A 23,195-nucleotide genomic window follows, 5' to 3' on the forward strand; every position below is an offset into this window, starting at 1 on the left:
AAGCTGATCTTGATCGCGCGCACCCCGGGTTCGCTGCAGAGGGCGAGCGCCGCCGCGGTGCGCTCGACGTCCCGGGCGAGGGGTGAGGCCCACAGCGCCGCCCGGACGCGGTCGTCCTTGGCCGCGGCCTCGAGCACGAGCTCGTTGAACGAGAACGCGACGTCCGGGTCGGGGACGCCGTAGTTCGGGATGACCAGCGCGCGCTCGACACCCTCGGCTTCGAGGTCGGCGAGCAGTTCGCCGACCGTCGCGCGCGCGGTGACGTCGGGGTTCACCGCGGGGCCGCCGTAGAACCCGAACGGGGGCAGCACCCCGAGGTGGCGGTGCGCGTCGCGCAGTCCCGCGCCCGGGGCCCCGACCGGCGCCATCAGGCCACCGCCTCGAGTCCGGCGTGGCGGACGGCCTCGATGCGCTCGGCGAGGTGCTCGGCGTCGGCGCCGACCCCGCAGAACCGCCCGGAGCCCCAGGTCCACTGCCAGGGCAGGCCGAGGAAGTACAGCCCGGGGCACGTGGTCTCGCCGCGCGTGTGGACCGGATGCCCGCGCCCGTCGAAGACCGGCGCCTCGATCCAGGTGTAGTCCCGGGTGAAGCCGGTGCTCCACACGACCGCGCTCACCCCGGCGTCGGCGAGGTCCAGCGTCAGCGCCGCGTCCGCCGGCGGTGTCCACACCGGGACGTACCGCGCCTCGGTCGGGGCGTCCACGCCGGCGGCGTCGATCCAGGCGTCGATCGAGTCCTTGATGGACTCCGACACCGCGTCGGCGGCGTCGAGGTTGGCTGCCAGGTCCGTGCCGAATCGGACGGTACCGTCGGCGATCTCCAGCAGCCGGCCGTGCAGGGCCATGCCGTCGCGGGCGAAGGCCCGCAGGTCGATGTCGCGCCCGCCGTCCCGGCCGGTGACGTAGTGGTTGACCCGGAACCGGACCGCGTCCGCGTTGTCGAACTCGTCGATCGTCCTGCGGTAGTAGCCCATGTCCTCCAGCCACGCGACGACGTCGCGCCCGCGGTAGCGGCGGGCCACGCGCGGCGCGGACCCGGTGGCGAGGTGGACCTGACGGCCGGCCAGGTGCAGGTCCTCCGCGATCTGGCAGCCCGACTGACCGGTGCCGACGACGAGCACGGCGCCGGCGGGGAGCGAGTCGGGGTTGCGGTACTCGCTGGAGTGCAGCGACACGACCCCGGCGGGCAGCCGCTCCGCGGCGCGCGGGACGCGGGGAACCTGGTACGGCCCGGTGGCGACGACGACCTGATCCGCCGTCAGCGTCCCGGCCGAGGTCTGGATCTCGAACCCGCCCTCGGGCCGGCGACGCAGCCGGGTGGCCGCGACGTCGGTGTGCAGCTCGGGACAGGCGGCCGCGTACTTCTCCAGGTAGGCGACGACCTCGTCGCGGAGCATGAACCCGTCGGGGTCGGCGCCGTCGTACGGGTGCCCGGGCAACGTGCACTGCCAGTTCGGCGTGACGAGGCAGAAGGTGTCCCAGCGCCGGGAGCGCCACTCGTGCCCCGGGCGGTGCTTCTCCAGGACGACGTGGTCGACGTCCCGCGCCCGCAGGCACGCGCTGATCGACAGGCCGGCCTGGCCACCCCCGACCACCACGACCGTGCGGTGCAGCCCGTCCAGGCGGCCGGCGGTCATCGGTCGAACCCGTCGACGACGACGGCGCCGGACGCGTGCTCAGGGGAGAGCCCGGCCGCCTTGATCTCGATCAGCTCGAGCTGCGTCATCGCCTGGCCACAGCCGAAGCCGTACTTGGCACGGACCCGGTCCGAGCCGAGAATCAGCGCCTGGCGGCTGCGCTCGACGAAGTCGCGGACCGGGTAGGAGGTCCCCGCGGTGAGGTATTCCTCGATCACCAGCGAGGGGGAGTAGCAGCGCATCTGCGAGCCGTCGGGCCAACTCGTCCGGACGAAGATCTCGGGCATGACGGCGAGTAGATCCGCGGCTCATGTCCCGGTGGTTGCCTCCGGAACGGGAGCAGGTAACCGAGTTCTCACGGCCTTCGTTTCCGTTCGGTTGCGAGCTCTGCTCGACGTTTCCCCCGGGCCCGGGCCCGTCAGCCGACCTCCAGCGCCGTGCACAGCCAGCGGGACCGGCGCGACTCGAGCCGGAAGGCGAGGGCCTTCGGCCGGGTGAGGCCATGGACCACCGTCGTCACCTCGGCGATGCCGGCGGCGGGGGAGCAGATACGCACGGCGCGCAGGGCCGCCCGGCGGCGCGGGCGCGCGGCCGCGAGGGCCGCGTGGCGGGCGAGGACGTCGAACACCTCGGGCAGGGTCCACTGCCGGAACTGCCCTGGGGTGCGCTCGCCGGTGAGGATCTGGGCGATCGCCATCGCGAGCGTGTCCGCCCAGCACCGTAGCGGCGGGAGCGTGTCGTCGTCCGGGTCTTCGACCGGCGGCTCCGCGAGCACGCGCAGCACCGGCGTCGGAGCGGCCGGCACCCCGGAGGGGAGCGTGAAGGTGAGGGCGAGCGTGCCCTGGACGGCGGTGACCGGGGCGACCGGGGCGACCGGGGCGACCGGGGCGACCGGAAGCACCGGGGACTCGTCGTAGGGCGGCTCGGTGGCGGGCGCGGGCAGGCGGCGCAGGCGGTACGCGGCGGCGGCCACGGACATACGAACTCCCCCGGACGGCGCGGGCCGGCTCCCCATGGCGGTGGGGACCGGGCGACGTCCTGTTCGTGATCATGTGGGTGCGGGTGGGCAAGTTCTACGCGCTAAGTTACTGGCGAGTCAAGGTTCGTCCCGAGCCTTGTGGACAACCGATCGCAGGAGGTCAGGGCCGGTGCGGGTCTATCTGCCGACCACCTTTCCGGCGCTGGCCGCCGCCGCGGCGGCCGGTGGCTTCGGTCCGGCGCCGCTGCTCGCGTTCGCCGTCACCCCGGCCCTGCGCGAGTGGTACGCCTCCGGCGACGCGGAGGAGCTGGAGTACGCCGCGACCGTCGACGCCGCCCGCGAGTGCCTGCGCCGCCTGGCCGCCGACCCCACCGCGCCACCGCGCCGGGTCGTGGTCGCGGCCGACGTCCCGGACGAGTCCGTGCAGCCGGCTCCCGACGTCCATCCGGCGGCCGTGCACCTGACCGCCGAGGTGCCGATGCGCAAGGTCGCGTCGGTCCACGTCGACGAGCCGGAGGCCGAGAACGACATCCGCGCGGCGGTCGCCGCCGTCCCGGCCGCCGACGCCGGCGACGCGGATGCGGCTTTTGTGGTCGACGGTGCCGAAGACCACGACTTGCACTGGTACGCCACCCAGGAGATCGAGGCGTTGATCGCCACGGTGTCCTGACCCGGTGGGACTTGCCGGACAGGTCTCGACGGACATGACCTGACTGATAGTCAGAGTCGTTGTGAATCGGGCACTTCGGGCGATCCGCGCGGGGTTACAGGCCCACGGGCAAGGCTTCGTCAAGCGATGGTTTGATCGGGATCGGCGAGGGGCATCCGGCGGTCCAAGGCACCAGTACTGCGGGGGGCAGGAACTAACTCAGGGGGAACCATGCCGAAGATGACCCGTGCCGCGGTGCTGCTCGCCACGGCCACCGCCGTCGCCATTCCGACCGCCGCTCACGCCGGCGAGATCGGGGCGGCGGCCTCGACCAGCGAGCAGTCCTACGGGACGCTGGCCATCTGCGCGGGCCGTGCCGACGGTCCGAGCTCGAAGATCCAGCTCGTCCGCAAGGGCAAGGTCGTCAAGACCTTCCGCCTCGCGGGCTGCAAGGTGCTCACCAAGGGCAAGGGGCTGCCGAACGGCAAGTACCAGGTCCGGCACACCGCGCCCAAGGGCTACGTGACCACCGGCTGGATGGCCGGCGGGGTCTCGGGCAAGGGCGACCAGAGCCTGAGCAGCGTCAGCCGCTCCAGCTTCACCGTCAAGCCGCGCAAGACCATGTCGACCGCCGGCTTCGTGCACAAGAACAGCGCGAACTGGGTGACCTTCACCCGCACCGCCGCTCGCTGACCCGAACGGCGGGGTCGGCTGCCGGGCCGGCTACAGGTTCGGACAGATCGGCCGCGGAACGCCGTGGTCGCTGGTGGCCTCAGGGGTGAGGCTGCCGGCGACTGCGGCCGCCGCGCGCGCCCGGATCGCCTCGACGTTCGGGTGCACGCTGGATCCCACGACGTCGAGGATCGTGACCCGGTCGATCTGCGCGGTCCGCCGGTGCTCGCGGACCAGTTCCGCGAAGTCCGGCAGCACGTCGGCCGGGATGTTCGTGAGCAGGACCTGCTTCGCCGCGCTGGTGAACTCGCGGATCGAGGTCAGGAGTGAGCCCGGGTCGGCCTGCCGCGCGATCGCGGTGAGCAGGCACCGCTGCCGGGCCTGGCGCTCCTCGTCGCCGCTGGCGAAGCGGGAGCGGACGTACCAGAGCGCGTGGTAGCCGTCGAGCTTCTGCCGGCCCAGGGGGATCGCCCCGTGCGGACGCGCCGTCACCGTCCCGTCGCCGGCGTGCGAGCCGCCGATCGGGATCGGGAGACCGTCGCCGGAGCGGACGTTCATCGTCACACCGCCGAGCGCGTTGACGATCTTCCGGAAGCCGGCCATGTCCGTGAGGACGTAGTAGTCGATGTCGATGCCGGTCAGGTAGGCGGCAGTGTCGGTGATCGCGGCCGCGCCGGCGTTCTCGGGCCGCACGTGCGGCATCAGCGCCGGGTTGTCGGCGGCCACCGTGTAGAGCCCGAACCAGAACTCGGGATACCCGTTCGGGTAGGCCTTCGCCAGCGGGGTGCCCGGCCGCATGGGGATGTTCTGCAGGTTGCGCGGCAGGCTGATCAGCGACGTCCGGCCCGTACGGGTGTCGACGGTCGCGAGGATCAGCGCGTCGGTCCGGACCCCCTTGCGGTCGTCCTCGCCGTCGCCGCCGAGCAGGAGCACCGAGACCCGGTCGCGGTCGGCGAACGGCACCGGGGTGGGGGTCGGGCTCGGCGTCACCGGGACGCCGGCCGCGTCGGTGGCGGTCTGGAGCAGGTCCGAGCGGAACTTGTCGGACAGGACGTCGCGGGCGGCGTAGACCGTCGACGCGCCGTAGGTCAGTGGCGTCATCACCGCGAGGCAGGTCAGGCCGACGAGCCCGCGGGTGACGGCCGCCTGGGACCCGGACATCCGCGGCGGGCGGGCGGCCCGGTAGGCGGAGACGATCGTGGCGCACCAGAGCAGGCCGGCGAGGACCAGGCCGCCCGCGATCGCGAGCAGGACGTCGGTCTTCACCGCGAGGCGCTCGGTCGCGGACGCGTCGAGCGTCAGCAGGACCGCGCCGAGGCCGACGACCAGGACGATCGTCGCCAGCAGCAGCGTCATCCCGGCGCGGCGGCGGCCGACGATGAGGTGCCCGACGCCGGGCAGGAGCGAGGCCACGGCGGCAGTCCGGGCCCGACGCACCGCGCGCGCCTGCCGAACCCGATCGCGTCGCGACGCCTGCATGGAACCCCCACCCCCGGACGAACCCCACCCTTTCGGGCAGCCGGTCGTGATTCTTGCTCCCCGGGGCGGGCGATGCAGGGCGTTCGGCATATGTGGCGTGTCACGATGATCAGGTGGACGCCGTCACCGCCGTACCGCAGCCGCGCAACGAGCCGGTCCTCACCTACGCGCCGGGGTCGCCCGAGCGGGCCCGGGTGGAGGAGGCCCTCAAGGCCGTCGCGGCCGAGACCGTCGACATCACGCTGACCGTCGCGGGTGAGCAACGCGCCGGCGCGGGCGAGGAGCTCGTGGTCCGCGCCCCGCACCGGCACGAGTTGGTGCTGGCCCGGGGCCGCGCCGCGACGACCGAGCAGACCTCCGCCGCGATCGACGCCGCCCTGACCGCGGCGCCGGCGTGGCGCGAGCTGTCCTTCGACGCCCGCGCTGCCGTCTTCCTCCGGGCCGCCGACCTGCTCGCCGGGCCGGAGCGCGATCACAGCAACGCCGTGACGATGCTCGGACAGTCGAAGACCGTCCACCAGTCGGAGATCGACGCGGTCTGCGAGCTCGTCGACTTCTGGCGCTGGAACGTGCACTTCGCGCGGGAGATCCTCGCGACCCAGCCGATCTCGGTGCCGGGGCAGTGGAACCGCACCGACCACCGGCCGCTCGAGGGCTTCGTCTACGCGGTCACGCCGTTCAACTTCACCTCGATCGCCGCGAACCTGCCGACCGCCCCGGCGCTGATGGGCAACACCGTCGTCTGGAAGCCGTCGACGACGCAGTTGCTCGCGGCCCAGGCGTCGATGCGGCTGCTCGAGGCGGCGGGCCTCCCGCCCGGCGTCATCAACCTGGTGCCCGGGGCGGGGCCGGAGGCCTCGGCCGCGGTGCTGCCGCACCCGGCGCTGGCCGGCATCCACTTCACGGGGTCGACGGCGACGTTCTCCGCGCTGTGGCGCGGGGTGGCCGAGAACCTGTCGACGTACCGGACCTACCCGCGGCTGGTGGGGGAGACCGGCGGCAAGGACTTCGTCCTCGCCCACCCCTCCGCCGACCCGGCCGCGCTGCGCACCGCGTTGATCCGCGGGGCGTTCGAGTATCAGGGGCAGAAGTGCTCCGCCGCGTCACGGGCGTTCGTGCCGCGGTCGGTGTGGGAGCGGATGGGCGAGGACCTCCTCGCCGAGACCGCGGCCCTGCCGATGGGCGACGTCGCGGACTTCTCGAACTTCCTCGGCGCCGTCATCGACGAGCGCGCGTTCACGAAGCTCCGCGACGCGATCGGCCGCGCCCGCGACGGGTCGTCGACGCGCATCCTCGTCGGCGGCGAGTGCGACGACTCCGAGGGCTGGTTCGTCCGTCCGACGATCGTCGCGACCGACGACCCGACGAACGAGGTCCTCTGCACCGAGTACTTCGGTCCGCTGCTGGGCGTCTTCGTCTACGAGGACCGCGAGTGGGAGAACGTCCTCCGCCTCGTCGACACCGGCACCCCGTACGGCCTCACCGGCGCGGTGTTCGCCAACGACCGCGCCGCGGTCGAGCAGGCCTCCGCCGCTCTCCGCTTCACCGCCGGGAACTTCTACGTCAACGACAAGCCCACCGGCGCCGTCGTCGGCCAGCAACCCTTCGGCGGCTCCCGCGCCTCCGGCACCAACGACAAGGCGGGCTCCCCCCTGAACCTCCTGCGGTGGCTCAGCCCCCGGTCGATCAAGGAGACCCTCGTCCCCCCGACCGACTGGCGCTACCCCCACCTGGGCTGACGCGCCCAACTTCTCCTGCTTCCGCAGGCGCCCCAGACTCCCGAAAGCGCAGCACAGCACCTCCGAAGGTCAAATCGGGGTGCCATGCTGCGCTTTCGGGGGAAGGCGCGACGGGGGAGGCGCGACGCGACGGGGGAGTGGCGGCGTCAGCCCTGCTCGGCGGCGGCCTTCACCTTGGCGAGGGTCTCCTCCATCGCGATCTTGTTCGTCACGGAGCGGTCCTTGACGCCGCTGACGAGGCGGCCGACGGTGCCCATGCCGGGCATGCGGCGGTCGACCCAGGTCTCGGTGACCTTGCAGCCGGTGGGGGTGGGCTCGAAGTCGTAGACCCAGTCGCACAGGACGATCGGGCCGGCGCTGACGCGGAAGGAGAAGACCTTCGCCGAGGTGGCTTCGAGGACGGTGACGTCGGTCGACCACTTGCGCCAGCCGACGGCGTTCTTGCCCTTGAACTTCACGCCGGGGGCGGGCTCGGTTGCGCCGCCCTTCCACTTGCCGCCGCGGTTCTCGGTCGACCACTCGCCCATGCGGGGGAGGTCGGAGATCATCGCGTAGACCTTCTCGGCCGGCGCGGCAATCTCGGTGGACACGGACACTCGGTTCTTCTCGGTCACGGCGGAACTCCTCGTGCGGCATTCGGGACGAATTGCCCGAATCCTCGCACCCGGGAGTTACCGAGCGGTAGTCAGCCACGCGGCGACGCGAGCAGGCTCCGGAACGAGCGCATGGCCACCGACGCCATCGCGAGGTCGAGGGCCTCCGCCGCGGTGATCTCGGAGAAGACCTTCATCGCCCGGTCGACGACCTCGCCGGCCTCGGCCCGCCAGGCCGCGTAGTGCTGGCGCGGGGTCGCGGTGGAGCCCCCGGTCGAGAGGACGTCCGCGGTGAGCGCGGCGTGCGCGGCGAACAGGTCCTCGCGGACGCTCGCCCGGGCTGTCGCCTTCCACCGGTCGTCGCGGGGGAGGGCGTTGATCGCGGCGAGCAGCTTCGAGATCGCGAGCTCGTCGGCGAGCAGGAAGTACACCTCGGCGACGTCGGCACGGGAGAACCCGCTGGTGCGCGAGACCTCGACGATGTCGAGCGCCGCGAACGCCAGGTCCATCGCGGCCGAGCGCTCGGCGAGGTCGTGGGGCACGCCGGCGGCGACGAGGGAGTCGCGCTCCGCGGCGAGGGCGTCGGCGTCGGTGCCGCGGACCATCTTCGGCACCATCGCGAGGACCTCGGTGACCCCGGCGGAGAAGAACTCCACCTCGGCGTCGATGTCGAGCGGCGAGCGGCGCTTGGCCAGGAGCCAGCGCGTCGCGCGCTCGGCCAGCCGACGGGCCTGCAGCCGCATCCGGGTCTGGACGTCGGCGGGGATCTGGTTGTCCAGTGCGGCGACGTCCTCGCGGAACGGCTCGAGGTCGAACGCGTCCCGCGCGACCAGGTAGGCCCGCGCTATGTCCACGGCGGGCGCCGCCGTCTCCTCGCTGAGCCGCTGGAGGAACGTGATGCCGGCGTCGTTGACGAGGTCGTTCACGACGGCGGTCGTGAGGATCTCGCGCCGCAGCGGGTGGGCCGCGATCTCGGCCGCGAAACGCTGCCGCAGCGGGACCGGGAAGTAGTTCACCGCGACGGGCTGCAGCGCCGCCGACTCCGGCAGGTCGGAGCTCAGCAGGGCCGAGTTGAGCACGATCTTCGTGTAGGCGAGCAGGACGGCGAGTTCGGGCGCGGTGAGGCCGCGACCCTCGGCCTCGCGGGCCGCGATCTCCTTCTCCGTCGGGAGGAACTCCAGCGCGCGGTCGAGCACGCCGGCACCCTCCATCGTCCGGATCAGCCGCGCGTGGGCGTGGAGCAGTTGCGGCGCCTGGGCGAGCGCATTGGCGAGCGCGATGTTCTGCGCGTAGTTGTCCTGCAGGACCAGCGCGGCGACCTCGTCGGTCATCGACGCCATCAGCGAGTCCCGTTCGTCGCGGGGGAGACTCCCGCCCGCGACGAGGCTGTCGAGCAGGATCTTGATGTTCACCTCGTGGTCGGAGGTGTCCACGCCCGCGGAGTTGTCGATCGCGTCCGTGTTGATCCGGCCGCCGGCACCACCGACGCCGTGCAGGGCGTACTCGATGCGCCCCCGCTGCGTGAAGCCGAGGTTCCCGCCCTCGCCGACCGCGCGGGCGCGCAGGTCGGCGCCGTCGACGCGGATCGCGTCGTTCGCCTTGTCGCCGACCTCGGCGTGCGTCTCCGTCGACGCCTTGACGTAGGTGCCGATGCCGCCGTTCCAGAGCAGATCGACCTCGGCGAGCAGGATCGCGCGCAGCAGGTCGTTCGGCGTCATGGCGGTGACGTCCTCGCCGAGCCCGAGCAACGTCCGCACCTGTGGGGTGATCGGGATCGACTTCGCGGTCCGCGGGTGGACGCCGCCGCCCTCGGAGATCAGCGACGCGTCGTAGTCCGCCCACGACGAGCGGGGGAGCGCGAAGAGCCGTTCCCGTTCCGCGTAGGAGGTCGCGGCGTCCGGGTTCGGGTCGAGGAAGATGTGCCGGTGGTCGAACGCGGCGACCAGACGGATGTGCCGCGAGAGCAGCATCCCGTTGCCGAAGACGTCGCCCGACATGTCACCGATGCCGACGCAGGTGAAGTCCTCGTTCTGGCAGTCGATCCCGCGCTCGCGGAAGTGGCGCTTGACCGACTCCCACGCGCCGCGGGCGGTGATGCCCATCGCCTTGTGGTCGTAGCCGACGGACCCGCCGGACGCGAACGCGTCGCCGAGCCAGAACTCGCGGGCGACGCTGATCTCGTTCGCGATGTCGGAGAACTTCGCCGTGCCCTTGTCCGCGGCCACGACGAGGTACGCGTCGTCGGGGTCGTGCCGGACGACGCCGGCGGCCGGCACGATCTGACCACTCACCAGGTTGTCGGTGACGTCGAGCATTCCGCCGATGAAGGCGCGGTAGCAGGCGACGCCCTCGGCCGCGAAGGCGTCGCGGTCGGTGTCGGGGGACCCGGAGGGCGCCGGCGGCCGCTTGACGACGAACCCGCCCTTGGCCCCGACCGGGACGATGACGGTGTTCTTCACCATCTGCGCCTTGACGAGGCCGAGGATCTCGGTGCGGAAGTCCTCGCGCCGGTCGGACCAGCGCAGACCGCCGCGCGCGACCGGACCGAAGCGCAGGTGCACGCCCTCGACGAACGGGGCGTAGACCCAGATCTCGAACATCGGCAGCGGGGCCGGCAGGTCCGGGCAGCGGTGCGGGTCGAGCTTGAACGCGAGGGCCTGGCGGGCCTCGTCGCCGCGCGGGGGCACCCAGTAGTTGGTGCGCAGCGTGGCCTGGATCATCGCGAGGAACGCCCGCAGGATCCGGTCGGCGTCGAGGCTGGCGACGTGGTCGAGCGCGTCGGTGATGTCGGTGGTGAGGGCCTGGCAGAGCTCGACGCGCTCGGGGGCGTCGGCCGCTCCCAGCTTCGGGTCGAAGCGAGCCTCGAAGAGCAGGGCGAGGGTGCGCGCGATCGCGCAGTTCGCGGTGACGACCTGCTCGAGATACTCGTATCCGAACGTGGTGTTGGTCTGGCGTAGGTACTTCGCATAGGCGCGCAGCACGGCAACCTGACGCCAGGTCAGGCCGGCGGTGAGGACCAGCTGCTGGAAGTTGTCCGACTCGGCGCGGCCGTCGCGGGCGGCGAGGAACGCCTCCTCGAACAGCTCGCGCACCCCGGCGGTCGGCTTCGCGAGGGCGTTCGTCCGCAGGCCGAAGTCGTAGATCCACGCCTCGCCGTCGGGGAGCTCGATGCGGTACGGCTGCTCGTCGATCACCTCGACGCCGAGGTGCTGCAGCACCGGCAGCATGTCCGAGAGCGAGAGGGCCGAGCCGCGGCGGTAGACCGAGAACCGGCGGTGCCCCTCCGGCAGGCCGCGGGGCTCGTACATCCGCACGCTGAGGCCGTCGTCGGGGGTCAGCGCCTCGATCCGGATCAGGTCGTCGACCGCCGCGGTGGGGGAGTTCGACTCGCGGTACCCGGCGGGGAACGCGTCGCCGTAACGGGCCGTCAGCAGACCGGCCTTCGTCTCGTCGTAGCGCTCCTCCAGGGCGAGATGAAGGGCCTCGCGCCAGGTTCGCGTCGCGTCGACGAGCAGAGCCTCGACGCGGGCGGCGTCGATCGGCTTGCGTTCGTCCTTGGGCAGCGTCGGGTCGACGCGGACGACGAAGTGCAGCCGCGCGAGGACCGACTCCGTGACGCGCGAGGTGTACTCCAGGCTCACGCCGTCGAGCTCGCGGAGCAGGATCTCCTGGATCTTGAGGCGGTTCTCGGTGTTGTACCGGTCGCGCGGGAGGTAGACCAGCGCGGAGATGAACCGGCCGAACTCGTCGGAGCGCAGGAACAGCCGCAGCTGCTTGCGTTCCTTGAGGTGCAGGACCGCGAGCAGCACCTTGTACAGCTGCGGGGTCGGGGTCTGGAACAGCTCGTCGCGCGGGTAGGTCTCGATCGCCTCGAGCAGGTCCCGGCCCGAGTAGCTGTTGGGGATGAAGCCGGTCAGCTCGTAGAGCTCGTCGACCTTGCGGCGCAGGACCGGGATGCGCGCGACGTTCTCGGTGTACGCGGCGCGGCTGAACAGCCCGAGGAAGCGACGTTCGCCGACGACCTCGCCGTCGACGATCTTCTTCACGCCGATGTAGTCCAGGTAGCCCGGTCGGTGGACGGTCGAGCGGGTCGTCGACTTGGTGATGATCAACGGCCGTGAGTCACGCGCTCGGGCGCGGATCTCCGGCGGCAGGGCGTCGAAGGAGCTCGAACGCAGGACGTCCGAGCGCAGGATGCCGAGGCCGGTGCCGGGCACGCCGCGGAGCACGTCCTCCCCGTCCTCGTGCACCAGGTCGTACTCGCGGTAGCCGAGGAAGGTGAAGTGGTTGTCGGCGAGCCAGCGCATCAGCTCCCAGGCCTCGGCGATCTCCGGGTCGGTGTCGCGACCCGGCATCCCCTCCTCGCCGATGAGGTCGTCGGCGGCGCGCAGGGCGGCCTCGCCCATCTTCTGCCAGTCCTCGACGGCGTCGCGGACGTCGCGCAGGACGCGGCGCAGCTCCGCCTCGATGCGCGCCATCTCCTCGGGCGTCACCTGGTCGATCTCCAGGTGCATCCACGACTCGGGGCAGCCGTCCTCCGGCAATGGTGCGGTCGAGTCGTGGCCGGGGGAGTCCTCGATGCCGCGCAGCGCGCCGGCGACGTCGCGGCGGACGACGACCTGCGGGTGGACGACGAGGTCGATGTCGCGGTCGGCCTGGGTCAGCGCGGCGGTCACCGAGTCGACGAGGAACGGCATGTCGTCGGTGACGATCTCGACGACGGTCCGCCCGGCCGCGGACCAGCCGTCGGTCTCCGGCGTCGGGGTGTAGACCCGCACCTTGACCGTGCCCTGGGGCCGGTTGGCGGCGAGCGCGAGGTGGGCGCGGACGGCCCCGTCGAGGTCGGCCTGGGGCCGCTCGCTGATCTCCGACGCCATGACGTGGCGGTAGTAGGTCCGCGTCAGGCGGGCGAAGTCCTCGGCGGTGAGGGCCGGCATCGTCGGGGTGCTCATCGGTGCTCGTTCATAAGTGATCTCGCAGCTCCCACAGCAAGGGGTAGTACCGCAACGGCAGGCGGCCGCGCAGGTACGGGCCGCCGGACGAGCCGCCGGTCCCGGACTTCGTGCCGATCTGCCGTTCGACCATGACGACATGGCGCGAGCGCCACAGCCAGGCGTTGGCGTCGTGCTCGACGAGGGCCTCGGCCAGGTCCCAGGCGTCGCCGTGGGTGTCCCGGTCCCGGGCGACGGTGAGCAGGCTCGCGGTGATCGCCTCGTCGGAGTCGGTCGCGAGGCCGCGGCCACGGAGCAGGTGCAGGAACGCGTCCCACAGGGTGGGCTCGGTGAGCCGGCGTTCGAGACGCGCCCGCTCGGCGTCAGTGAGCGCGGTGAAGCGCGCGAGGAAGTCGGGGTCCTTCGCACCGGAGAGGAATTCGACCTCCCGGAACTGGACCGACTGGAACCCGCTCGCCGGAGCGAGCCGCGACCGGAAGGCGAGGAAGTCCTGCGGGGTCATCGTCTCGAGGACCTCGACCTGCCCCACCAGCACCCGCTCGATCGAGTGCACGCGGCTGAGCAGGGCCCGGGCCTGCCAGGCCCGCCCGTCGAACATGGCGGCCCGGACCGCTTCCAATTCGTGGAGCAACTGCTGGAACCACAGCTCGTAGACCTGGTGGATCGTGATGAACAGCAGCTCGTCGTGCGCCGGCGGCTCCGACGCGGGCCGCTGCTGGTTCAGGAGCTCGGGCAGCCGCAGGTACGACCCGTAGGTGAGCCGGGCCCCCTCCTCGCCGAAGGACCGACCCTCCGACGCGCGCGACGCTGCGCTGGTCACGAGGCCGACCATAGCGTCGCCGCCCGCCCCCGGGTCGAAAGCGCGGCCAGACGGCCGAACGGGTGAGAACGACTCGGACATTCGGGTTGATCTCGTCGTTCGGGCTTCCACTGAGCGTGATTCAGCTCATGATCAGTCCCACTCACTCACACGTCACGGGGTTCGTCATGACGCATGTCCGTCGCCGGCTTACCGCCGCCACCGCTCTCACGGTGCTCACCGCCGGGGTGGTCCTGGCTCATTCCGCCGGCGCGGCCGAGACCCTCGACCAACAGCAACTGCTGACGGACGGGGTCCCCGCCTCAATTGGACTGGTCGGCTCGGGTGCCACGATCATCTCCGCGCAGACCGTGACGCCGGCTGTGAGCGGCGGGCTGGTCCGGGTCGAGTTGTTCCTCGGAGGCCAGGCCCCCAACAACGACCCGGTCAAGCTGGAGGTCCGGCCCGTCGGCGCGGACGGCAAGCCGGGAGCGGGGGTACTCGCGACGGCCGTGCTGCCGGCGGACTCGGTACCTGCGACGGGGGACCCGAGCGCGTTCGTCTCGATCTCCTTTCCGGCACCGGCCCTGCTCGTCGCCGAAACCCCGTACGCCCTGGTGGCCTCGAGCGAGGGCGGGAGCGCGTACGCAGTGGGTCAATCGCCGAACTCCACGGCCTACGCCCGCGGTCAGGGATGGTGGTCTGAGCCTTCCGCTCCGACGACCTGGTTTCCGCTGTCCGGGGACTGGGCGTTCAAGACCTACGTCGACCCGTCGGTGCACCCCGACCCCGACCCCGGCCCCGACGCCGGCCCCGACGCCGGCCCCGACGCCGGCCCCGACGCCGAAGCCGCCGCCGAAGCCGGTGCTCAAGGCGAACTGCGACTTCTCGGGTTCGTCGAAGAAGTTCAACGTGATCAGGGGCACGAACGGCAACGACCTCCTGGTGGGGACGAAGGGCCGTGACCTGATCTACGGCTACGGCGGGAACGACAAGATCCGGGGTCGCGGAGGCGACGACATCCTCTGCGGCGGGTCCGGGAACGACGACATCGCCGGCGGCGGGGGCAACGACAAGATCTCCGGCGGTCCGGGGAAGGACACGTTGCTCGGCAACAAGGGCGACGACGTCCTCCGGGGGAACGGGGGTCGTGACCACCTCCGCGGCGGTCCGGGCCGGGACACCGTCAACGGCGGTCCGGGCAAGGACGACGAGCGCTCATGAGCACCACCGATTTGACCCGGCGGTCCGCCGGCCGTCCTGGGAGACACATGAACGTTCGCCGTGTCGCCGGCTCCGTGTGCACCCTCGCCCTGATCTCGACGGCCGGAGTGGTCGTGACCCAGTCCGCCGGGGCGGCCGAGGCCCTCGACCAGCAACAGTCGGTCGCCGGCTCCACCGACCTCGTGGACGCGGACAACTCGTTCGCCCAGACCTTCACCGCCGGCCGGACCGGCCCGCTGACCCGGGTGGACCTGCGCCTGTTCCGGGCCGAGGAGACCTCCGACCCGTTGACGGTCGAGATCCGCAACGCGTCGGCCGCGGGCCCCGGCTCGACCGTGCTCGCGACGGCCGTTGTTCCGGCGGGGTCCGTGTCCGCCGACGAGGTCGGCACGGAGACGGTCACGTTCGCGGCGCCGGCCTCCGTCACCGCGGGATCGACGTACGCCCTGGCCGTCCACACCAACGGTTCGGCCCAACAGTTCTGGGTGGGGACCTCCGCCACCAACACCTACGCGGCTGGGGATGCCTGGTTCGCCCCGACGTCGCCGCCCAGCGGTCCCTGGGCGAGCCAGTCCTACGACCTGACCTTCGCGACCTACGTGGACGGGCCGCTCGGGCCCAAGCCCACCCCCGCCCCGAAGCCGAAGCTGAAGGCGGAGTGCTCCTTCACGATCTCGGCGAAGGAGCGCAAGAAGTACAACGTGATCAAGGGGACGAACGGCGACGACCGCATCGTCGGGACGATCCGCGGCGGCGGGGGCAACGACATCATCTGCGGCGGCGCGGGTGCCGACCAGATCTACGGCGGCGGCGGGAACGACAAGATCTCCGGCGGCCCCGGCACGGACCTGGTCGTCGGCAACAAGGGCAACGACGTCCTGCGCGGCGACAAGGCCAACGACGTCCTCAAGGGCGGGGCCGGGAACGACGTCCTGCGGGGCGGTGCCGGCCACGACATCGTCCAGGGCGGCTCGGGCCGGGACGACGAACGTCAGTGACCATCACGATTCGCATGCGCCGGAGTCGGTCCGGCGGCAACTCTCTGGGGGAAACCGATGAACGTTCGCCGCACCGTCGGCGCCGCGTGCGCCGCTGTTGTGCTGGCCGGAGCCGGGGTCTCGATGTCCTCGTCCGCGAACGCGGTCGACACCGTCGACCAGAAGCAGAAGGACGAGGACCAGACGTACGCCGTCGACGACGACTCGTCATGGGCGCAGGTCTTCACCGCCGGCAGGAGCGGCCCGCTGCGGCGCGTGGACCTGGCGCTCACTCGTGACAGCGGGGCGACCAAGCCGCTCCACGTGGAGATCCGCAACACCGTGGGCGGTGTGCCGGGCGCGACGGTCCTGGCCAAGACCACGAAGGCGGCGTCGTCGATTCCCCTCAACGACAAGGGCTTCCTGCAGTTCACCTTCGCGACGCCGCCCGCGATCACGGCGGGAACCCAGTACGCGATCGTGGTGCACACGAACGGCGTCAAGGGGCAGTACGCCCTGACGATGTCCGACTACGACAAGTACCACCGCGGGTCGGCGTGGGCCACGCTGGCCTCACCTCCCGACGACGACTGGACGCAGCAGGGGATCGACTTCGCGTTCATCACCTACCTGGACATCCCGCCGAAGCCGGTGAACCACAAGCAGGACAAGAAGTGCGACTTCAAGGGCAAGGCGAAGAAGTACAACGTCATCAAGGGGACCAACGCCGATGACGTGCTGATCGGCACCAAGGGTCCGGACCTGATCTTCGGCTACGGCGGGAACGACGTGATTCGCGGTCGCGGCGGCAACGACGTGCTCTGCGGCGGCGCCGGGAACGACGAACTCTTCGGTGGGGGCGGGAACGACACGATCTACGGCGGCCCGGGCATGGACCTGCTCCGCGGGGACAAGGGCAACGACGTCCTCTACGGCAACTCCGGCCCGGACCTCCTGATCGGCGGAGCCGGTAAGGACGTCCTCAAGGGTGGCGCCGGCAAGGACGACGAGCGCCAGTGATCGGGCGAGGATCGGTCGGCCCCCGCCGGACGCTGGGCGCGGCCTGCGCCGTCGGGTTGTTGGCCGCCGGCGGACTGACGCTGAGTCAGTCCGCCGGCGCCGCCGACGCCGTGGACCAGCAGCAGACGAGCCAGACCTTCGCGCAGGGCGTGCAGGAGAACTACGCCGCCGCCCAGGTCTTCACGGCCGGGCGCAGCGGACCTCTCGTTCGGGTCGAGCTGAAGCTCGCCCGGACCCCGGAGGACCCCGGGACGCTCACGGTGGAACTCCGGAACGCGCCCGCCGGCCAGGTGGGCGACTCCGTCCTCGCGAGCACGCAGGTCGCGGCCGCGGACCTGCCGCTGGCCGAGATCTTCAACCCGCCGTCCGTCTTCGTCCCGGTGAACTTCCCGGTGGCGCCGACCATCTCGGCGGGGACCCAGTACGCCGTCGTCGCCCGCGCCGCGGCGGGCGCCGGGTCGTACTTCGCCGGCCGAACCCTCGCCGACGCGTACCCCGGGGGCCAGGCGTTCGAAACCGCGGGAGAGGGGACTCCCTGGAGCGCGGTCGGCGACGAAGGCGACTACGCCTTCCGGACCTGGGTCTTGACCCCCGACCCCACTCCGACCCCGAAGCCGACGCCGAAGCCGACGCCCAAGCCGAAGCTCGAGGCGAAGTGCGACTTCGCGCTGTCGTCGAAGGCGGCGCGCAAGTACAACGTGCTCAAGGGCACCAACGGCAACGACGTCCTGATCGGGACCAAGGGGCCGGACCTGATCTACGGCTACGGCGGGAACGACAAGATCCGCGGCCGGGGTGGCAACGACATCCTCTGCGGCGGAGCCGGCAACGACGACCTCGCCGGGGGTGGGGGCGACGACAAGATCTCCGGCGGTCCGGGCCAGGACAAGCTCGCCGGCAACAAGGGCAACGACGTCCTGCACGGCAACGGTGGTCGCGACCACCTCCGCGGCGGTCCGGGCCGGGACACCGTCAACGGCGGCCCCGGCAAGGACGACGAGCGGTCCTGACCCCCACTGAGCGACCGGGTTGAAACTCATGAGGCGTCCCCGCACCGCGGGGACGCCTCAGTTCTTTCAACCCGGTCGCTCACTGGGGCCCTCGGGCCCCTGTCGCCGACCCTCCTTGATGCTCCACACTTCGGATCCACCAAGCAGCCCAGCGCCTCCCGCGTGGCCGCCGGCCGCGCTGCCGTGACCGCCGGCACCGCCGTGGCGGCCGTCGTCGCCGCCGGCACGGCCGCGAGCGCGGCCCCGGCCGCCGAGAACGCGGGCGACAGCCGCGCCGCGGCGATCTCCGGCAACGCCACCTCCTGCGGGAGCGGGAAGTTCGGCGTGGGCCTCGGCGGCGAGCGGTACGGCATCGACGGCAAGGAGTACGCCGATCCCAACGCGGTCCTGAGCTACCAGGACGGCAAGATCGGCGGGACCTACCCGACGATCACCGCGATCAAGCCCGGCTTCGAGATCCTCGGCGTCATCGTCAAGGGCGGGAACGCGCACAACGTGTACCGCCCGGGCACGGCGAACAACCCGCCCACGGGCCTCGGCCAGCTCCCCTGGGAGAAGCTCCACTCGCCCCTGAACCCCAACGGCAAGCCGGCCGGCATCAGCCACTGGTTCGTCTGCGCCACGTCGGTCCCGGTCGAGCAGTCGAACCCGCAGCAGCCGACGACCCCGGACCAGCCGGCCACGCCGGTCGAGCCGGCCACGCCGGACGAGCCGACGACGCCGGACGAGCCGACGACGCCGGACGAGCCGGTCGAGCCCTCGGACACGACGGAGCCGGACGACACGACCGACACCTCGGGTCAGGACGACACGACCGACACCGCGGGTCAGGACGACACGACCGACACCTCGGGTCAGGACGACACGACCGACACCGCGGGTCAGGACGACACGACCGACACCGCGGGCCAGGACGACACGACCGGCCCCGACGACTCGACCGGGCCGGTGGAGACGGACGACACCGGCGACACAGACGACACAGACGACACGGCCGACACCGACGACACGGCCGACACCACGAGCCCGACCGACCCGGTGGACACGGACGACGCGTCGGGGCCGTCGGACACGACCGACCCGAACGACACCGCCGACCCGAACGACACCGCCGAGCCGACGGAGGCAGCGGGGCCGGAGGCGCAGAGCGGGGTGACGCCGCGGGTCCGGCCGCTCCCGCAGAGCGGGGCCGAGGGGAGCCTGCTCGCGGTCGGTGGGTTGCTGGTCGCGGCGGGGAGTGCGCTCACCGCGGCGGGTGGCCGGGCGGGGCGGGCCCGGGGACGCCACCGCAAGGTCTGATCGACCGGGGCGAACGTCGGCGGTCCGGCCACGTAGGCTGAACCCTCGTGGCCGGACCCGAATTTGCCGAAGCGCTGAAGGCACTCGACGCGACGCTGTCGTCCGTCGAGGCGGTCGTCGACCTCGACGCGCTGCGCACCGAGTACGCCGACCTGGAGCAGCAGGCCGCCGCGCCGGACCTCTGGGACGACCAGGAGCGGGCCCAGAAGGTCACCAGCCGGATGTCGGTCGTGCAGGCCGAGATCAAGCGCATGGAGCAGGTCCGCCGCCGCGTGGACGACCTGGGCGTCCTGTGGGAGATGGCCGAGGAGGCCGACGACGCGGACACCCGCGCCGAGGCCGAGACCGAGCTCGCGAACCTGCAGCGGGAGATCGGCGAGCTGGAGGTCCGGACGCTCCTCAACGGCGAGTACGACGCCCGGGACGCGCTGGTCACGATCCGCTCCGAGGCCGGCGGGGTCGACGCCGCGGACTTCGCCGAGATGCTCTTCCGCATGTACCTGCGCTGGGCCGAGCGCCACGGGTACGCGACCGAGGTCTACGACACCTCCTACGCCGAGGAGGCGGGCATCAAGTCCGCCACCTTCGTCGTGCACGCGCCCTACGCCTACGGCACGCTCAGTGTCGAGCAGGGGACGCACCGCCTCGTCCGGATCTCGCCGTTCGACAACCAGGGCCGCCGGCAGACCTCGTTCGCCGGGGTCGAGGTGGTCCCGGTCACGGACACGACCGACCACGTCGAGATCCCCGAGGACCAGATCCGCGTCGACGTCTTCCGCGCCTCCGGCCCCGGTGGTCAGGGCGTCAACACGACCGACTCGGCCGTCCGGCTGACGCACATCCCGACCGGGATCGTCGTCTCCTGCCAGAACGAGCGCTCGCAGCTGCAGAACAAGGCCCGGGCGATGGAGGTCCTCCAGGCCAAGCTGCTGGAGGTCCGCCGCCGCGAGGAGCAGGCGAAGATCAATGCCCTGAAGGACGATTCGTCCGGTTCGTGGGGCAATCAGATGCGTTCGTACGTCGTGCACCCGTACCAGATGGTGAAGGATCTGCGCACCGAGCACGAGGTCGGCAACCCGCAGGCCGTGTTCAACGGAGAGATCGACGATTTCATCGAGGCCGGCATCCGGTGGCGGCGCTCCGGCGCCACCTCCTAATCCGCCATTCGGGGCCGTGCCCCGCCTACCATCGGTCTCACCATGATCCGTTTGGACAACGTCACCAAGACGTACCCGAGCCAGGACCGGCCGGCGCTGCGCGACATCTCGCTCGAGATCAACAAGGGCGAGTTCGTCTTCCTCGTCGGGACCTCCGGCTCGGGGAAGTCGACGTTCCTGCGGCTCGTCCTCAAGGAGGAGAAGCCGACGTCGGGCACCGTCCACGTGCTCGGCAAGGACCTCTCGCGCCTCTCGAACTGGAAGGTGCCGCAGCTGCGCCGCCAGATCGGGACCGTCTTCCAGGACTTCCGCCTGCTGCCGAACAAGACGGTCTTCGAGAACGTCGCTTTCGCGCTCGAGGTGATCGGCAAGTCCCGCGGGGTCACCCGCCGGGTCGTGCCCGAGGTGCTGGAGCTCGTCGGTCTCTCCGGCAAGGAGGACCGGATGCCGGACGAGCTCTCCGGTGGTGAGCAGCAGCGGGTCGCGATCGCCCGCGCGTTCGTCAACCGGCCGCTGATCCTGATCGCGGACGAGCCCACCGGAAACCTCGACCCGAACACCTCGGTCGGGATCATGAAGCTGCTGGACCGCATCAACCGGACCGGCACCACCGTTCTGATGGCCACTCACGACCAGGCGATCGTCGACCAGATGCGCAAGCGCGTCATCGAGCTCGAGACCGGTCGGATGGTGCGCGACCAGCACCGCGGCGTGTACGGCTACAGCGCATGAGGGTCAGCTTCGTCACGCAGGAGATCACGACCGGTCTCAAGCGCAACCTCACGATGACCATCGCGGTGGTCATCACCACCGCCGTGTCCCTCGCCCTGTTCGGCCTCGCGATGCTCACGGGCAAGCAGGTCGACACGATGAAGGACTACTGGTACGACAAGGTCGAGGTCACCCTCTTCCTCTGTCTGCCGACCGACACCAACGCCGCGAGCTGCAAGTCCGGCGCCGCGACGGAGGAGCAGAAGCAGGCGATCTCCGCCGACCTCAACAAGCTCAAGCCACTCGTCGAGGACGTCTACTTCGAGACCAAGCCCGAGGCCTACGAGCGCTTCAAGGAGCGGTTCTCCGGCTCTGCGATCGCCGAGAACATCACCCCGGACGCGCTGCCGGAGTCCTACCGCGTCAAGCTCTCGGACCCGACGAAGTACGACATCATCTTCAGCGCCTTCAACGGCCGGCCCGGGGTGTACCAGGTCCAGGACCAGAGGACCGTCCTCGAACCGTTCTTCCGCGTCCTGCGGGCGATCTCGATCGGCGCGCTCCTGCTCGCCGGGATCATCCTCGGCGCCGCGTTGCTGCTGATCATCAACACGATCCGGCTCTCCGCCTACAGCCGCCGGCGGGAGACCGGGATCATGCGCCTGGTCGGCGCCTCGAACTTCTACATCCGACTGCCGTTCATCCTCGAGGGCGCCATCGCCGGCGCAGTGGGGGCGGTGCTCGCGACGATCCTCGTCGTCGCGGCGAAGTGGGCCGGGGTCGACCACTACCTGGAGCCGAACTTCCAGTTCACGTCGTTCATCGGCTGGGACGCGGTCTTCACGACGATCCCGTGGCTCTTCCTCTTCGGCGTCGGCGGCTCCGCCCTCGTCTCCGCGGTCACCCTCCGCCGCTACCTCCGCGTCTGATCGGCGGGGCCCCGCCCCGGCGCGCCCTGCGGGCCGATCACGCTCCGTTGTGATACTCATGGGACGGATGTGATTGTTGGGGTTTGGGGGAGTGCCATGTCCGTCTGGGTCCGCCGCAAGCGGCTCGCGGTCGTCATCGCCGTGACGGTGGGGGCGCTCCTCGTGCCGTCGGCCGCCGCGGACACCGACCCCAAGGCGAAGAAGCGGGCGGTGGACCAGCAGGTCCAGCAGCTCGACGACCACCTCCACGAGCAGGAGGAGGAGGTCGTCGAGGCGACGTCCGCGCTCGAGGCCGCCGAGGCCAAGCTGCCGCCGGCGCAGGCCGCGCTCGCCGCCGCCCGGACGGCCGTCGCCGAGGCCGAGAAGGCCGAGCACGACGCCGCGATCGACCTCGCCGCGACCGAGTCCCACGCCGAGCAGGCGCTGATCGAGTACCTCGGCGCCCAGGGCCGGATGCGGGCGCATCGCGAGGCCCTCGCCGCGCTGGCCCGCGCCGCCTACATGGGCGGGGACTTCCAGCGCCTGTCGGTCGTCATGAACGCGCAGAGCCCCGAGGAACTCACCTCGACGCTGGCCTACTACGAGACGGTCAACCGCTCCGAGAAGCAGGTGCTGGCCGACCTCGACGCCCTCCGGAAGGAACTGGAGGCCAAGCAGAAGTTCCTCGACGAGTCCCGCGAGCGGATCGTCGCGCAGAAGCAGGCCGCCGAAGCCGCGGTCGCGCGGACGACCGAGGCCCGGAACACCGCGGCCGCCGCCGAGGCCGAGGTCCAGGCGCTGATCGTCGCCCGCGGCGTGGCGCTGGAGAAGGCCGAGAAGCTCCGCGACGAGATCGAGAAGCGCCTCGCGGCGATGAAGGCCGAGTCCGACCGACTCGCCGTCATCATCCGCAAGCGCGCCGAGGCCGCCCGCAAGGCCGCCGAGAAGACCGGCGGCAAGGTCGTCCAGGGCACCGGGTGGCTGAGCCGGCCGGTGAACGGTCCGATCACCTCGTCCTACGGCATGCGGTACCACCCGATCCTGCACCGCAACAAGCTCCACACCGGGACCGACTTCGGCGTCCCGACCGGGACCTCGGTCCGGGCGGCCCGCGACGGCCGGGTCATCGACGCCTACTACAACAGCGCCTACGGCTACCGGGTCGTCGTCGACCACGGGTACGTCAACGGCGTCTACCTCGTGACGACGTACAACCACCTCTCGCGCTTCGCCGTCCGCCGCGGGGAGAAGGTGTCCCGCGGGGAGGTGCTCGCCTACTCCGGCAGCACCGGCTACTCGACCGGCCCGCACCTGCACTTCGAGGTGATGGAGAACGGCCACTTCGTCAACCCGATGAAATGGTTGAACTGACCCGACCGGTCGCTGGGTAC

At 71.4% G+C, this 23,195-nt stretch carries 20 protein-coding genes and 1 pseudogene; 13 read left to right on the forward strand and 8 right to left on the reverse strand.

Annotated elements, in window-relative coordinates:
• The 4 genes and pseudogenes from ABD401_RS02060 to ABD401_RS02075 all read right to left on the reverse strand — a co-directional run.
• Positions 1–368: pseudogene (locus tag ABD401_RS02060) on the reverse strand (amidohydrolase family protein); the annotation flags it as partial.
• Positions 368–1,636 (reverse strand): MSMEG_0569 family flavin-dependent oxidoreductase, encoded by a 1,269-nt coding sequence (locus ABD401_RS02065; RefSeq protein WP_344601044.1) that lies wholly within the window; start codon positions 1,634–1,636, stop codon positions 368–370. The pseudogene ABD401_RS02060 and the gene ABD401_RS02065, both read right to left, overlap by 1 nt.
• Positions 1,633–1,923 carry an MSMEG_0570 family nitrogen starvation response protein gene (locus ABD401_RS02070; RefSeq protein WP_344601046.1) on the reverse strand — a complete coding sequence of 97 codons (291 nt, stop codon included), beginning with the start codon at positions 1,921–1,923 and terminating at the stop codon, positions 1,633–1,635. The genes ABD401_RS02065 and ABD401_RS02070 overlap by 4 nt, the downstream gene beginning before the upstream one ends.
• 131 nt (positions 1,924–2,054) lie before the next feature.
• Entirely contained in the window at positions 2,055–2,615 is a 561-nt protein-coding gene (locus ABD401_RS02075) for an Rv3235 family protein (RefSeq protein ID WP_344601048.1), read from the reverse strand.
• A 169-nt stretch (positions 2,616–2,784) separates the two neighbouring features.
• Here ABD401_RS02075 and ABD401_RS02080 point away from each other — a divergent pair, with 169 nt between their 5' ends.
• Together ABD401_RS02080 and ABD401_RS02085 are read left to right on the forward strand one after the other, a co-directional pair.
• Positions 2,785–3,285 (forward strand): DUF6912 family protein, encoded by a 501-nt coding sequence (locus tag ABD401_RS02080; RefSeq protein ID WP_344601050.1) that lies wholly within the window; start codon positions 2,785–2,787, stop codon positions 3,283–3,285.
• A 210-nt stretch (positions 3,286–3,495) separates the two neighbouring features.
• Positions 3,496–3,957, forward strand: coding sequence for a hypothetical protein (locus ABD401_RS02085; protein WP_344601052.1), 462 nt, complete (start codon positions 3,496–3,498; stop codon positions 3,955–3,957).
• 30 nt (positions 3,958–3,987) lie between these two features.
• On the opposite strand, the gene ABD401_RS02090 is transcribed toward ABD401_RS02085, so the two are convergent.
• A complete protein-coding gene (locus ABD401_RS02090; RefSeq protein WP_344601054.1) occupies positions 3,988–5,349 on the reverse strand; it encodes an LCP family protein in 1,362 nt (453 codons plus the stop codon).
• Positions 5,350–5,528: 179 nt separating this feature from the next.
• Here ABD401_RS02090 and pruA point away from each other — a divergent pair, with 179 nt between their 5' ends.
• Positions 5,529–7,154, forward strand: a complete 1,626-nt coding sequence (gene pruA, locus ABD401_RS02095) for an L-glutamate gamma-semialdehyde dehydrogenase (RefSeq protein WP_344601056.1) — start codon at positions 5,529–5,531, stop codon at positions 7,152–7,154.
• Between the two features lie 146 nt (positions 7,155–7,300).
• On the opposite strand, the gene ABD401_RS02100 is transcribed toward pruA, so the two are convergent.
• The 3 genes from ABD401_RS02100 to ABD401_RS02110 all read right to left on the reverse strand — a co-directional run bounded on the left by ABD401_RS02100 (position 7,301) and on the right by ABD401_RS02110 (position 13,531).
• Positions 7,301–7,768: an SRPBCC family protein gene (locus ABD401_RS02100; protein ID WP_344601058.1), complete on the reverse strand. Its 468-nt coding sequence runs from the start codon at positions 7,766–7,768 to the stop codon at positions 7,301–7,303.
• Between the two features lie 71 nt (positions 7,769–7,839).
• Positions 7,840–12,699: an NAD-glutamate dehydrogenase gene (locus ABD401_RS02105; RefSeq protein ID WP_344601060.1), complete on the reverse strand. Its 4,860-nt coding sequence runs from the start codon at positions 12,697–12,699 to the stop codon at positions 7,840–7,842.
• A 10-nt stretch (positions 12,700–12,709) separates the two neighbouring features.
• Positions 12,710–13,531 carry a tryptophan 2,3-dioxygenase gene (locus tag ABD401_RS02110; protein WP_344601062.1) on the reverse strand — a complete coding sequence of 274 codons (822 nt, stop codon included), beginning with the start codon at positions 13,529–13,531 and terminating at the stop codon, positions 12,710–12,712.
• A gap of 155 nt (positions 13,532–13,686) precedes the next feature.
• On the opposite strand from ABD401_RS02110, the gene ABD401_RS02115 reads away from it, so the two are divergent.
• The 10 genes from ABD401_RS02115 to ABD401_RS02160 all read left to right on the forward strand — a co-directional run bounded on the left by ABD401_RS02115 (position 13,687) and on the right by ABD401_RS02160 (position 23,175).
• Positions 13,687–14,463, forward strand: coding sequence for a hypothetical protein (locus ABD401_RS02115; protein ID WP_344601064.1), 777 nt, complete (start codon positions 13,687–13,689; stop codon positions 14,461–14,463).
• The gene (locus ABD401_RS02120) at positions 14,411–14,722 is read left to right on the forward strand and encodes a calcium-binding protein (protein ID WP_344601066.1); all 312 of its coding nucleotides are present in this window, start codon (positions 14,411–14,413) and stop codon (positions 14,720–14,722) included. Before ABD401_RS02115 ends, ABD401_RS02120 begins: the two co-directional genes overlap by 53 nt.
• 47 nt (positions 14,723–14,769) lie before the next feature.
• Complete coding sequence (locus ABD401_RS02125) at positions 14,770–15,720, forward strand: calcium-binding protein (RefSeq protein WP_344601068.1); 951 nt, start codon at positions 14,770–14,772, stop codon at positions 15,718–15,720.
• 57 nt (positions 15,721–15,777) lie between these two features.
• Positions 15,778–16,719, forward strand: a complete 942-nt coding sequence (locus tag ABD401_RS02130; RefSeq protein ID WP_344601070.1) for a choice-of-anchor R domain-containing protein — start codon at positions 15,778–15,780, stop codon at positions 16,717–16,719.
• Positions 16,716–17,729, forward strand: coding sequence for a calcium-binding protein (locus ABD401_RS02135; RefSeq protein WP_344601072.1), 1,014 nt, complete (start codon positions 16,716–16,718; stop codon positions 17,727–17,729). The genes ABD401_RS02130 and ABD401_RS02135 overlap by 4 nt, the downstream gene beginning before the upstream one ends.
• Before the next feature lie 162 nt (positions 17,730–17,891).
• Complete coding sequence (locus ABD401_RS02140; RefSeq protein ID WP_344601074.1) at positions 17,892–19,028, forward strand: hypothetical protein; 1,137 nt, start codon at positions 17,892–17,894, stop codon at positions 19,026–19,028.
• Positions 19,029–19,075: 47 nt separating this feature from the next.
• Positions 19,076–20,185, forward strand: coding sequence for a peptide chain release factor 2 (gene prfB, locus ABD401_RS02145; protein ID WP_344601076.1), 1,110 nt, complete (start codon positions 19,076–19,078; stop codon positions 20,183–20,185).
• A 42-nt stretch (positions 20,186–20,227) separates the two neighbouring features.
• Positions 20,228–20,917, forward strand: coding sequence for a cell division ATP-binding protein FtsE (gene ftsE / locus ABD401_RS02150; protein ID WP_344601078.1), 690 nt, complete (start codon positions 20,228–20,230; stop codon positions 20,915–20,917).
• Positions 20,914–21,825: a permease-like cell division protein FtsX gene (gene ftsX / locus ABD401_RS02155; RefSeq protein ID WP_344601079.1), complete on the forward strand. Its 912-nt coding sequence runs from the start codon at positions 20,914–20,916 to the stop codon at positions 21,823–21,825. Before ftsE ends, ftsX begins: the two co-directional genes overlap by 4 nt.
• Positions 21,826–21,921: 96 nt before the next feature.
• A complete protein-coding gene (locus ABD401_RS02160; protein ID WP_344601081.1) occupies positions 21,922–23,175 on the forward strand; it encodes a peptidoglycan DD-metalloendopeptidase family protein in 1,254 nt (417 codons plus the stop codon).
• The last annotated feature ends 20 nt before the right edge of the window (positions 23,176–23,195 follow it).

This window comes from Sporichthya brevicatena (genome assembly GCF_039525035.1).
In the GTDB taxonomy this organism is placed as follows: Bacteria; Actinomycetota; Actinomycetes; order Sporichthyales; family Sporichthyaceae; genus Sporichthya; species Sporichthya brevicatena.